8 protein-coding genes, 2 pseudogenes and 1 other annotated feature are annotated in these 13045 nt (G+C 41.0%); of the genes and pseudogenes, 6 read left to right on the forward strand and 4 right to left on the reverse strand.

Features of this window, described 5'->3' with window-relative positions; all coding sequences use genetic code 11:
- Positions 1–24: 24 nt before the first annotated feature.
- A pseudogene (gene gabP, locus QR42_RS03105) lies at positions 25–1421 on the reverse strand (GABA permease); the annotation flags it as partial.
- Between the two features lie 481 nt (positions 1422–1902).
- Here gabP and QR42_RS03110 point away from each other — a divergent pair.
- From QR42_RS03110 to guaA, 5 genes are all read left to right on the forward strand, one after another.
- A complete protein-coding gene (locus QR42_RS03110; protein WP_034282879.1) occupies positions 1903–2802 on the forward strand; it encodes a cation diffusion facilitator family transporter in 900 nt (299 codons plus the stop codon).
- Positions 2803–2904: 102 nt separating this feature from the next.
- The gene (locus QR42_RS03115) at positions 2905–3867 is read left to right on the forward strand and encodes an AAA family ATPase (RefSeq protein WP_039176899.1); all 963 of its coding nucleotides are present in this window, start codon (positions 2905–2907) and stop codon (positions 3865–3867) included.
- Positions 3868–3968: 101 nt separating this feature from the next.
- Positions 3969–5054, forward strand: coding sequence for a DUF58 domain-containing protein (locus QR42_RS03120; RefSeq protein ID WP_228285989.1), 1086 nt, complete (start codon positions 3969–3971; stop codon positions 5052–5054).
- A 9-nt stretch (positions 5055–5063) separates the two neighbouring features.
- A complete protein-coding gene (locus tag QR42_RS03125; protein ID WP_039176905.1) occupies positions 5064–7268 on the forward strand; it encodes a DUF4129 domain-containing transglutaminase family protein in 2205 nt (734 codons plus the stop codon).
- A gap of 186 nt (positions 7269–7454) precedes the next feature.
- Positions 7455–8996 carry a glutamine-hydrolyzing GMP synthase gene (guaA, locus tag QR42_RS03130; protein ID WP_039176907.1) on the forward strand — a complete coding sequence of 514 codons (1542 nt, stop codon included), beginning with the start codon at positions 7455–7457 and terminating at the stop codon, positions 8994–8996.
- Between the two features lie 88 nt (positions 8997–9084).
- On the opposite strand, the gene QR42_RS03135 is transcribed toward guaA, so the two are convergent.
- The 3 genes from QR42_RS03135 to QR42_RS03145 are packed head-to-tail and all read right to left on the reverse strand — an operon-like array spanning position 9085 to position 12297.
- Positions 9085–9561 (reverse strand): YbaK/EbsC family protein, encoded by a 477-nt coding sequence (locus QR42_RS03135; protein WP_039176909.1) that lies wholly within the window; start codon positions 9559–9561, stop codon positions 9085–9087.
- Between the two features lie 18 nt (positions 9562–9579).
- Entirely contained in the window at positions 9580–10635 is a 1056-nt protein-coding gene (locus tag QR42_RS03140; RefSeq protein WP_039176911.1) for a helix-turn-helix domain-containing protein, read from the reverse strand.
- The gene (locus QR42_RS03145; RefSeq protein ID WP_039183004.1) at positions 10636–12297 is read right to left on the reverse strand and encodes a 2-isopropylmalate synthase; all 1662 of its coding nucleotides are present in this window, start codon (positions 12295–12297) and stop codon (positions 10636–10638) included.
- A gap of 59 nt (positions 12298–12356) precedes the next feature.
- Positions 12357–12621, reverse strand: a binding site (T-box leader).
- A gap of 309 nt (positions 12622–12930) precedes the next feature.
- On the opposite strand from QR42_RS03145, the pseudogene QR42_RS19545 reads away from it, so the two are divergent.
- Positions 12931–13032 (forward strand): annotated as a pseudogene (locus QR42_RS19545) (GMP synthase (glutamine-hydrolyzing)); the annotation flags it as partial.
- Between the last annotated feature and the right edge of the window lie 13 nt (positions 13033–13045).

Here is a 13045-nt window from a genome sequence, read left to right on the forward strand (position 1 = left end):
AAAATAAAAAAACCCGCTTTTCAGCGGGAGAATTACGGGTGTTTATTTTCAAGCGCCGCATTTGCAGGCACTTTTTTATTCGGTTTAAAGATAAAATAAGCAGCCAGTACGCTAAAGGTAATGATACTCGTCAAAATGAGCTGTGGCCGCATGGATTCGATAAACAGCATCGATGCCAAGATGGCGCAAATGACCAAAATGGTAAAGTACGTGAGGTATGGGAACAGCCACATTTTGATTTTGAGCTGTTCTGGATTTTCTTTTTCGATTTTACGGCGCATTCTTAATTGTGAAACGGCGATGACCAAGTAGACAAGAAGGGCAATGGCTCCAGATGCATTGACTAAGAACAAAAAGATGGTTTCAGGATAAAAATAGTTCATCATGACAGCAATGTAGGAAAAGAAGGTACCTGCGACTGTAGCCGCTACAGGAACACCACGTTTGCTGATTTTCATAAAGCGTTTCGGCGCTTCGCCTCTTTCTGCTAATGAATAAAGCATTCTGGACGTTGTGTACAATCCGGAGTTTAAACAAGATAGAACAGCTGTTAAGACAATAACGTTCATGACTTGAGCGGCTGATGGAACACCGATGTATTCTAATACCGCAACGAACGGGCTTGTTAAAATACTTGCGGAATTCCACGGAAGTAAGGTGACAACGACAGCAATTGATCCGACATAGAATACGATAATACGCCATACAACAGAGCGTGTGGCTGTCGTCACAGATTTGACTGGGTCTGCTGATTCACCAGCCGCTATGGCCACAATCTCCGTTCCCATGAAGGAAAAGATGACGACAACGATTCCGAGTAACACAGAGCTGAATCCATTTGGAAGGAAACCGCCGTTCCCTGTTAGATTGGCAAGTCCTGAAGTATGATGACCGCCAAAACCAAAGATAAATGCAAAACCAATGAGTAGAAAGAGAATGATGCTGACGACTTTAATCAATGAAAACCAATATTCAAATTCGCCAAAAGATTTAACAGAAAAGATATTTGTTAATGTTAAGAGGATTGTGAGGATAAGACTTGTGAGCCAAACAGGTGCATCTCCATACCAATATTGAATAATGGCAGCACCAGCAATGGCTTCAATGGCGATGACGATCACCCAGAAGAACCAGTAAAGCCAGCCGATTGTAAAACCGGCCCATGGACCGATAGCATCGCTCGCATATTGTGAGAAAGAACCGCTTGTCGGATAGGCACATGCCATTTCTCCGAGCATTCTCATAATAAAGATCACCAGAAGTCCGGCAAAAGAATAGGAAAGAATGGATCCAGGCCCTGCAGAATGAATGACAGCGCCGCTACCAACAAATAGCCCTGCCCCAATGACCCCAGCAATGGAGATCATCGAAATATGTCTTGTTTTAAGGTTTTTTTGAAGACCGTTTGTCATGTTGGACATTTCTTTACCTCCAAACATTTCTCATGAATAGAGAATTTGTTTTTAGAATATTTTAAATTTTATCACACTGAATTGTCATTCAGCATTGGACAGGTTATCAAACTGACATTTCAAACCTCTTAACATGATGTTAAAAAGTAGAAAGGATTTGAGAGATTATGTTCCCTCTTTTCCTTCGGATGATTCTTAAAATAACATAAAAAAGGGAGTGGGGAAGTTGTGTCACAAAATAAAATTATTCTGATAATTCATCCAAGGAGAGAGATTTGACGATATGTCCATTTCGAAGAGAATTGGAAAAGGTTGATAGGAGTAAGGCTTGAGGTCATTTGACCTTGTAAAAATAAGTTTACTTAGGTCAACACATTTCTATTTATCCTATTTTGCTGACATAAGCGAATCATGTTGCTGTAGACCCACACGGGCTTTGCTTTGTAAGATAAATAATAGAAAAGTGATGTGTGAGGAGGCGCGGTTCGACATGGAGCGCTATAACGAATTAAGACAAGGTGAAACGGGTGCTTGGGTCAGCATCATTGCCTATGTGATCTTATCTGCGGTCAAACTCATTATTGGATATGTGTTTCATTCAGAGGCTCTTTCTGCAGATGGATTGAATAACACGACGGATATTATTGCATCCCTTGCTGTGTTGATTGGGCTGCGTATTTCTCAAAAGCCGCCTGATGAAGATCATCCATACGGTCATTTTAGAGCGGAAAATATTGCGTCTCTTGTGGCTTCCTTTATCATGATGCTTGTTGGGCTTCAGGTTTTGCTGAGTGCAGGGAAGTCGCTCTTCTCATCTGAGCATCAAACGCCGGATATGATCGCGGCTTGGACGGCAGCAGGAAGTGCTGTTGTGATGTACGGTGTGTATATTTATAACCGCAATCTGTCCAAACGGATCAATAGCCAGGCTCTTCATGCGGCAGCTGCTGATAATAAATCAGATGCGTATGTGAGTATTGGAACATTTGTAGGAATTATGGCTTCTCAATTTCAGCTGGCATGGATTGATACGCTTGCAGCGTTTGTCATTGGCTTAATTATTTGTAAAACTGCATGGGAGATTTTCAGAGATGCCTCTCATTCGTTAACAGACGGTTTTCATATCAAAGATATGTCTAAATATAAAGAGACCATTGAAGCAACACCAGGAGTGGGCGATTTAAAGGATATTAAAGCGCGTTATCTTGGAAGTACAGTCCATGTGGATGTAGTGGTTGAGGTCGAGCCCAACTTGAACATTGCAGAAAGCCATGATATTGCAGATGAAATTGAACGCAGAATGAAACAAGAGCATGATATTTTACACTCTCATGTTCATATGGAGCCAGCAAGTGAGCCGAAAGAAGAGAAGAAGTCTTTTCCATCGTGAGAAGGCTTCTTTTTTATACGTGCTGATGTTATATGCAAATGCGTGTTGTATGGTAAAGTTAGACTATATGAAATTTGACAGAAACGTGATAGGAGGATCAGGATGGCATTTGAAGAACCGATGCATTCAGATTTACAAAAAATCGTAGATAACATCAATAAAGTCATGGTTGGGAAAAAAGACATTGCGATATTAAGCCTTGTTGCGATTTTGGCGAAGGGGCATGTGCTGCTAGAGGATGTGCCTGGTGTAGGGAAGACGATGATGGTTCGTGCTTTGGCAAAATCCATTGGTTGTGAGTTTAAGAGAATCCAATTCACTCCTGACCTTTTGCCGTCAGATGTAACAGGCGTGTCGATTTACAATAAAAAGACGAATGAATTTGAATTTAGGCAAGGACCGATCATGGGGCAGATTATTTTAGCTGATGAGATCAACCGGACCTCTCCTAAAACACAATCAGCATTACTTGAAGCGATGGAGGAAGGCAGTGTCACTGTGGACGGGGAAACGATGCCGCTTGCGGATCCATTTTTCGTCATGGCGACGCAAAATCCAGTTGAATATGAAGGAACTTATCCGCTGCCAGAAGCGCAAATGGACCGGTTTTTATTCAAGCTGCAGATGGGATATCCGACCATGCTCGAGGAGCTGGAGGTGCTCAACTTGCAGGAGAAGCAATCCCCGATTGATACGCTCCAAGCTGTCATGACAAAGGAACATATCCATGCGTTGCAACAGGCTGTTCAAACCATTCATGTGGATGCATCCATTAAAGAATATATTGTTGAAATTGCTCAAGCGACGCGTAAACACCCATCTGTTTATCTAGGTGTCAGTCCAAGGGGATCGATCGCCTTGATGAAAGCGGCACAGGCGTATGCGCTTTTGAATCAGCGCGATTATGTGATTCCTGATGATGTACAGTATTTGGTGCCTTATACATTACCGCATCGTATGATTTTGACATCAGAAGCGACATATGAAGGGAAGAAGGCGGAGACACTGCTGCGACAAATGCTTGAGCAAATTGGCGTGCCAGTTCAAAAGTCGATGACTCAATGAAGTCGCGTCATCGTTTAGCAGTTTCATTATGGTTACGGGTGATGATGCTCATCATTCTCACCGCGGCAGCCTTTTGTTATGCCATGTTTCAGGGAGGGTTTGTGAGCTGGTTCCTTTTTTATGCATTTTTACCATATGCTTTGTATGCATTGCTGTTTGCGCTCGTACCGCTTCGCGCGACAGCCAAGAGAACATTACAGCAAACCCGCTTGAAGGCGGGGGATGTGCTGTCCGTTGACCTTGAAATCAAGCGTACACATCCATTTCCGTACGTTTACGTCATGATAGAGGATGCTCCGCCAGACACCTTTCATTTACAGGAACAGATTGAAATGAAGAAAATGCTGTTTCCTTGGTTTCGGAAAACATGGCGATTTACTTATCAATTGAACGATATTCCGCGGGGAGAGCATCATTTGACAGCGATTAGAATCAAAACGGGTGATATGTTTGGGTTTGTTGAAAAAGAAATCATCATTCCGCTAGAGAAAAAGCTGCTTGTCTACCCAAAAGTGCTGGATATCCCTGTAGAGCCTGCTGAGTCAGTGAGTGAAAATGGAGGCAAAGCGGTTCACTCGTGGTTAAATGAACCGACCCATGTGACAACAGGCGTACGGGAATACCAGCAAGGAGACCGGTTTGCTTGGGTGGATTGGAAGACGACGGCCAGAAGAGGCCAGCTGATGACGAAGGAATTTGAACAGAATCAAGCAAAGGACCTTGTCGTGTTTGCTGATTTTACTGATCAAGCTGTTTATGAAACAGTTGTCTCTATTACAGCATCTGTTCTTCAAACGGCTGTGAAAAAAGGAGTGCCGTCCGGTCTTGTCCCTCTGGGAGATCAGCATGCCTTTCGAGTCGATCAAGGAGAACTTCATTTACAGGACATGCTTTATTATTTAACAAGGGTGCAGCATCAGCCTTCCCGCGCACTAGAATATAAACCGTTAGCAGCGAGTGAGTATCAGCATTCAGGAAAATATGTCGTCACAGGTCAGCTGCAGGAGGAGCTTGCGGCAAGTCTCTTTGGAAATCGAAATAGAAAGAACATCACCGTGCTTTTAGTGAAGAAAGCCGTTGACCGTTTGACGACAAAAGAAAAACAGCTTGCAGACCGGCTCAAGGCCTCTGGAATACGCATCACCCTTTTATTTGAAGACCGGCTGCACGAAAGAACTGTGAGGTGACAAACATTTATGCTGCATACGCATCTGCGGCAAAGCCGTTTTGAATTGTTCATCTATTATGCTGTAGCTTTTCTGCTGCTATGGGAGTGGCTTCGTCCACTTCAAGATTTTACAGAGACGAGCCATACGTCTTATTTCATCATTTTTATCGGGCTTACGTGTTTGTTTACGTTCTTTCGTCTGAAGTGGTATGTGACGTTTCCTATTTGTGCTGGACTGATTTTGCTCGCCTTATATTTGATCTTTTATCAATCAGCGCCAGGCTATCCGTCTGCTTTGTTTGCTGATATTAAGGATAATATCACGTTAATGAGCATGGGTATGTGGAGTGATATGTATCCGTCTTTCCGCACATTGTTGTTTTATATTTTGCTGTGGCTGCTTGTCTACTTGCTTCATTATTGGGTGGTCTATCAGCAGCGTATCTTTTTCTTTTTACTGATGACGATTGTGTATGTCACGATTCTTGATACGTTTACGCCATATGATGCGACCTTTGCGATCGTTCGTATTATGGTATTTGGCTTTTGTTTGCTTGGATTGCTGTATTTCGATCGACTGCGTTCAGCTGAGGGCGTTCGGGTGTCACAGAAAGCGCGTCTAAAGTGGTTTTTCCCCATGCTCGCGCTTGTCCTTCTATCAGCGTCACTCGGTGCTTCTTTGCCAAAGTCTGATCCGAAATGGCCCGACCCTGTCCCGTTTTTTAAGGCGGTCACGAATCAAGATGGAACAGCCGGGCAGAATAAAGTGGGATATAGTGCAGATGATTCGGCGCTTGGCGGACCGTTTAGTGAGGACCGCACACCTGTCTTTAAATGGAGCGGAAAGGAGCCGTCCTATTTTCGTGTAGAAACAAAAAGTATTTACACAGGAAAGGGCTGGGAGGATGCATCAAATGATACGAAGCCTACTCGGCTAAAGGACGACACTGTGCCGAATCGGTGGTTTACTGAGCGAGTGAAAACAGAGGAGCATGAAACAAGAATCGATATAGAATCGGATTATCGATTTAATCATGCTGTGTATCCTATTGGAACGATCATGCTGACGCCAATGGAAAACATTCCGCTGCAAATCATGGGCAAAACGGAGAAAATTGTCCCGTCTATGCAAAACCCACCCAAAAATTTAGGGAACTATCAAGTCAGCTTTTTATCTCCTACATTTATCCTAGAGGATTTGCAGAGAATCAAAGTACCGACAAAAAAGCAGGTGAATCAGCAGGTTGGCCGTGAATACTTGCAGCTTCCATCCTCACTCCCAGAGCGTGTGAAAACTTTGGCAAACAGCTTAACGGAAACGAAGGATAATATGTATGATAAAGCGAAAGCGATCGAGGATTATTTAGGATCTGCGAAGTTTTCATATGAAACGCAAAATGTCGCTGTGCCTGGTCGTAATGAAGATTATGTGGATCAATTTTTATTTGATACGATGATTGGCTACTGTGATAATTTTTCAACCTCTATGATTGTGATGCTTCGTTCGATCGGTATTCCGGCGAGATGGGTGAAAGGGTATACGTCTGGCCAGTTATATGAAACACAAATGGATGGAAACAATGTGTATGAAGTAACCAATAACAATGCGCATTCATGGGTAGAGGTTTATTTTCCAAACAGAGGCTGGGTTACCTTTGAACCGACAAAAGGATTTACAAACCCAGAGACATTTACGAATGAATCCGTTTCAAGCGATCAAACGGATGATCAAAAGGAAGAAGAAAATCAGTCTAGTTCTGATGCAAGTGAAGATCAGCCGCAAGACCAGCCGCAGCAGCAGGAGACAGAGCAGCCGGCACAACAAAAGAAACAAGCAGCGAAGGCAAAGCCAAATATGGTACATGCGGGTTCAATTGCAGGTTATGCGGCAGGAGCTATTGTCCTGCTTGGATTCATCAGCTGGTTGCTTTATCGATTCAGAACAAGATGGCTGCCATTCTTTATTGTAAGAAAGGTGAAACGTCTGCCGGAGGACGAAGCATTCTTCTATGCATATGCGGCTCTATTAAAGCAGCTAGGGCGCAGGGGAATTGAGAAAAAGCCAGGTATGACGCTAAGAGAATTCGCTTCTTTGATCGATGACAAGGACGGAGATCATGACATGTCAGAGCTGACGCAGCTCTATGAACGTGCGCTTTATCGGCGAGAGGATTCGTCGGCGCTTTGGCAGCAGTCGGCAAAGTTATGGGAAAATTTAATAAACAGGAGATAGTCTTGACCGCGTACCTTCCTGTTGTTAGAATAGGTGAATATTAAAACCTTCTAAAATACATGAAATTGAAGCGTTCGGATGTGAGTCTGGGCGCTTCAAAAGCGTGATTCACACTGAGAGCAGGTTTTCTCCTCTCATTTTTTCTGTGCGTTTATAAAAAACTATATTGGACATAGAGGTGACACCATGACAAATTTAGTAAATGAAATGATTTTGGTTCTCGATTTCGGCAGTCAGTACAATCAGTTGATCACACGCCGTATTCGTGAATTTGGTGTGTACAGTGAGCTTCATCCGCACACTTTAACTGCTGAAGAAATTAAAGAAATGGCGCCTAAAGGAATCATCCTTTCTGGTGGACCAAACAGTGTTTATGATGAAGGATCTTTCCGCTGTGATGAAAAGATTTTTGATCTAGGCATTCCGGTTCTAGGCATTTGCTACGGCATGCAGCTCATGACTCACTATTTAGGTGGGAAAGTAGAAGCGGCAAGCCAGCGTGAATATGGAAAAGCAGATATTCATATTAACGGAACACCTGCTTTATTCAAAGACCTTCCAACGGATCAAGTCGTTTGGATGAGCCATGGTGACCTCGTAGTTGAAGTACCAGAGGGCTTTACAGTCGATGCAACAAGTGCACATTGTCCAAACTCAGCGATGAGCTTAGCTGAGAAGAATTTCTATGGCGTTCAGTTCCACCCAGAGGTTCGTCACTCTGAGTACGGAAATGACCTATTGAAAAACTTTGTCTTCGGTGTGTGTGATTGCGATGGCAAATGGTCAATGGAGAACTTCATTGAAATCGAAATGCAGAAAATCCGTGAAACAGTAGGCGACAAGCAAGTATTGTGCGCACTAAGCGGCGGTGTCGATTCATCTGTTGTGGCGGTATTGATCCACAAAGCCATCGGCGATCAGCTGACATGTATTTTCGTTGACCACGGTCTTCTTCGCAAAGGCGAAGCTGAAGGGGTTATGAAAACATTTAGCGAAGGTTTCAACATGAACGTGATTAAAGTAGATGCAAAAGATCGTTTCTTAAACAAGCTAAAAGGTGTGTCTGATCCTGAGCAAAAACGTAAGATCATCGGTAACGAATTCATCTATGTATTCGATGACGAAGCGGACAAGCTAAAAGGAATCGACTACTTAGCACAAGGAACACTTTACACAGACATTATTGAGAGCGGAACAGCAACAGCGCAAACAATCAAATCTCACCACAACGTAGGCGGTCTTCCAGAAGACATGCAATTCGAATTGATTGAGCCACTCAATACGCTATTCAAGGATGAAGTCCGTGCCTTAGGTTCAGAGCTTGGCATTCCTGATGACATCGTCTGGAGACAGCCATTCCCAGGTCCAGGACTAGGTATCCGTGTACTAGGTGAAATTTCTGAAGAAAAACTAGAAATCGTCCGTGAATCTGATGCGATTCTACGCGAAGAAATTGCCAACTTCGGCCTTGAGCGCGACATCTGGCAATACTTCACGGTTCTCCCAGACATCCGTAGCGTAGGTGTCATGGGTGATGCAAGAACATACGACTACACAATCGGTATCCGTGCTGTTACGTCTATTGACGGTATGACGAGTGACTGGGCAAGAATCCCTTGGGACGTGCTTGAAAAGATCTCAACTCGTATCGTCAATGAAGTGAAGCATATTAACCGCGTGGTGTATGATATTACGAGTAAGCCGCCTGCTACGATTGAGTGGGAATAATTGTAAAAGAGCTAGAAACCTTTGTGTATCAAGGGTTTCTAGCTCTTTTTTATTTTTAACTGCACTTTTTCCTTCCGTCTTCATGTGTTCATTCATCATTCCATCCCTTACACACATCAATCCATTGTGAATAACCGGAGTGTTTTTCTAATTGTTTTATTGTGAGTTCAATAGCACTGTTACTGCTCCCGCAGGCTGGATAGACTGTCTCAAAACGTTTGAGTGAAATATCTAAATAAACAGAAACGCCATTCTTTGTAGCGAAAGGACATACTCCGCCAATTTCATGACCGACCAAGTCAACAACCTCATAAGGAGAAAGCATTTTAGCTTTTGTTTTAAAATATTCCTTGAATTTTTTGTTATCAACTTTTGCATCGCCAGAGGTCACAACTAAAATAGCTTGTCCATTTACTAGAAAGGAGAGTGTTTTTGCGATTCTTTCAGGTTCGCAGCCCAGTGCAGAAGCAGCCAAGTCTACGGTTGCACTAGATACTGAAAATTCTTGAATTCGAGTATCCATATCATATTGTTTAAAATAATCTTTTACTTGTTTGATTGACATGATCATTTCTCCTTTTTATTATCTATTATTTAATCGATATTGATGTGGTGTTAGGTGATACTTTTTCTTAAATAAACGAATGAAATGCTCTGCATTTTGATAACCAACGGCTGCCGCAATATGATCTACTTGTAAATGGCTACCAGTGAGCATTTCGCAGGCTTTTTCCAATCTTATTTCTTGTCGAATCTCACGAAATGATTTGCCAAGCTTACGAGCTATATATTTTGACAGATAAGATTGTGAAAGGTTAAATTCCTCTGCCATCTTCTGGATGGTGATATGCTCACAACATTGCTGAATATATTGTAGCATTTGAATCATACGTATATCACTAGATTGTTTGACCTGATTGACGTTCATATGGCTTGGTTTGAATCTTAATAAGAGACATAATAATATCTCAAACACATTATTCATAATCAACTGGTAACTAGGGAACCGATTATAATTTTCTGCAAATAGTTGAAGAGAGCAGTCTAGCAAATGTTTATCCAAGTGACTATGGAAAATAAGAATATTTTTATTTTCTTTTATATACAATGCATTCAAAAAGAACTCTGAAATGACATGATTTCCTTTTAACATTTTAAAAAACACTTTTTGAAAAGTACTCTTACGGATCATGATTTGCATGGCGATTGTATTCTCCATTACAATTGGCTTGTGAATTGTGTTAGGTGGAATAAAGGCAATATCTCCTGATTTTAAAGCCATTTTTTTGCCTTCCACTTCTACATACATCTCATTTTCCAGAACATAGATCATCTCAAAGAAATCATGGATAGCCGACAATTGGGGCATAAAACGGCTATACTTTCTCACTTCGATATCTTTCTCCTGATCTAACCACATAGTATCTTCCTTTTCAAATTCATTCTGCCCATTTAGCAAAAATTCTTCTATATATATTTGTTTATGCATTAGACTGTGTTTATCATAATCCTTCAAAAATAATTGCAATGATGTATTGTCATGCTTTTTCTGTTGGTATTGTTGATAAAAGATTTCTTGTTCGTTATATTCTCTTAAATATTGCATCACTTCATGTTTTTCAAGTTTATCTTTTTTCATCTACATCCAAACCTCTAGTTTATTTACTGCAACCACCAGAGCCTTTACTGTTGCTTCTATAATATCTTTATCAATTCCCGCACCCCAATGCATTTTTCCTTGAGATGAAATTCCAATCTGTGCACAGGCTTTTGCTTCGGAATCCTTGCCCAAAGAATTCTGTTCATAGACTTCCAAAACATAATCGAGATGAAAATATGCTTTTAACGCATTACTGATGGCATCTAAACTTCCAGTGCCAGTTCCTTGTATGTCAATTTGTTGCTGATCTCTCAGCAAAGTTAAGGTGACTTCCTGCTTATTTCCCTTATTAAATTGATAATCAAGCAGCTGGAAATGAGGGTGAAAATCAACATACTGCTTTTCAAAAACATGATATATTTCTTCGATAGACAATTCCCTATTTGTCTGATCAGATACTTTTTTCGCTGCATATCCCATGGCTTCATTCATTTGATAAGGAAGTTTAATGCCATAATTTGTTTCTAGTATATAGCCTATGCCGCCTTTTCCAGACTGGCTATTGATTCGAATCACATCCGTTTGATAGTTCCTCCCCAAGTCAACTGGATCTACTGGGATATACGGAACGTCCCATTTATCAATATTATTTTCTTTTCTATATTTCATCCCTTTGGATATCGCATCTTGATGTGACCCAGAGAATGCAGTGAAAACCATCTCCCCAGAATAGGGCTGTCTCTCAGGAACAGTGATTTTTGTTAGTTTTTCATATTTTTTACGAATAGCTTCTAGGTTATTGAAATTCAATTTTGGATCATAACCTTGTGAATACATATTCATCGCCAAGGTAATCAAGTCTACGTTCCCTGTACGTTCACCGATACCAAATAATGTACCTTCGACTCTTTCTGCGCCAGCCAGAACACCAAATTCTGCATCACTCACCCCAGAGCCACGGTCATTATGAGGATGAACAGATAATGTCACACTGTCTCGGTAAGACAGATTTTTGTGTATATACTCAATCTGACTTGCAAAGATATGAGGCATTGAATATTCAACTGTTGTCGGAATATTGATGATTGCTTTATGATTTGGTGTCGGTTTCCAAATATCTAAAACACTATTACAAATATCTAACGCATAATCAACTTCTGTTCCTGGAAAGCTTTCTGGACTATATTGAAAATAAATATCACTTGTTGTTTTTTCGGCAAGTTCTTTTACTAAAATAGCTCCATCAATGGCAATTTGTTTAATTTCATCTTTTGTTTTCTTAAATACTTGTCTGCGCTGCGCTTCTGAAGTCGAATTATATAAATGAACAATCGCTTTCGGTACCCCCTTAATGGCTTCGAAGGTTCGGCGGATAATATGCTCTCTCGCTTGCGTGATCACCATAATCGTGACATCGTCTGGAATCATGTGATGATCAATCAGTGTCCGCAAAAACCTAAACTCTGTATCAGAAGCAGCTGGAAATGCGATTTCAATTTCTTTAAAACCGATCTCTACTAGTAACTGAAACATTTCCAATTTTTCTTCTAAGTTCATAGGAATAGGTAATGCTTGATTTCCATCCCGTAAGTCCACGCTGCACCATATCGGAGCACTTTCTAGTGTTTCTTTCTTCACCCAATCATAAGTAAGCTTCGGTGGCAAAAAGTATTTCTTTTCGTATTTTTTGTGATTAAACATCATCATTGATTCCTCCTGTAATTGGAATATAAAAAAAGCCTTTCATCCCCAAGATTTAACTTGGAGACGAAAGACTTCTTCTTACGCGGTACCACCCCTATTTCATGATAAACAAACATTATCATGCCCTTATTCGGATACAGATTGTTTGATCTTATATCCTTCCCATATAACGGTGGGGTGCCGACCTTAACTACATCAATCCTTTTCATTTCACTAAGGCTACTCTAAGGTGAGTTCCTTGCCTTTTTGTTATTGCTTCTCATCAGCCAGCAACTTTCTGAAAACAATTCGGCAAGTACTATTCCTTATCATCGCATTCTAATTTTTCTGATTTTTTCTATTATACCAAGTTTACAAAAAAGAGATAGTGGTAGGGATATCTTTTTTAATTGATTTTTTTTGTCTTCTCGGTGTCTTATCTTTTCAATTTTATTTTGTTTGAGCCCTTAACCAATCTATTTTTGTAATTTTATTCTTATAAGGGATTAAAAATAAACAATCTTGTATTTATTCTACAATCATCCAGTTCCTATCTTTCTATAAAGTCAAATCATACTGTGAAAATTGTGTCGCTTTGCTTGCCTCATCTAAATATTTTACTTTGACGGGTAAGAATCTCTTGGGACGCACGTGCTTGAAAAGATATCAACTCGTATTGTGAATGAAGTGAAGCATATTAACCGGGGGATGGATGATATTACGAGTAAGACGTCTGCTACTAATGGGTGGGAAGAGCCGAATTCCT

It is taken from the genome of Bacillus sp. WP8 (assembly GCF_000800825.1).
Lineage (GTDB): Bacteria > Bacillota > Bacilli > Bacillales > Bacillaceae > Bacillus > Bacillus safensis.

Excerpts from the sequence above, each read along its gene's own strand:
- QR42_RS03110 (WP_034282879.1), top strand. The coding sequence starts at position 1,903 with ATGGAGCGCTATAACGAATTAAGACAAGGTGAAACGGGTGCTTGGGTC.
- QR42_RS03115 (WP_039176899.1), top strand. The coding sequence starts at position 2,905 with ATGGCATTTGAAGAACCGATGCATTCAGATTTACAAAAAATCGTAGAT.
- QR42_RS03125 (WP_039176905.1), top strand. The coding sequence starts at position 5,064 with ATGCTGCATACGCATCTGCGGCAAAGCCGTTTTGAATTGTTCATCTAT.
- guaA (WP_039176907.1), top strand. The coding sequence starts at position 7,455 with ATGACAAATTTAGTAAATGAAATGATTTTGGTTCTCGATTTCGGCAGT.
- QR42_RS03135 (WP_039176909.1), bottom strand. The coding sequence starts at position 9,561 with ATGTCAATCAAACAAGTAAAAGATTATTTTAAACAATATGATATGGAT.
- QR42_RS03140 (WP_039176911.1), bottom strand. The coding sequence starts at position 10,635 with ATGAAAAAAGATAAACTTGAAAAACATGAAGTGATGCAATATTTAAGA.
- QR42_RS03145 (WP_039183004.1), bottom strand. The coding sequence starts at position 12,297 with ATGTTTAATCACAAAAAATACGAAAAGAAATACTTTTTGCCACCGAAG.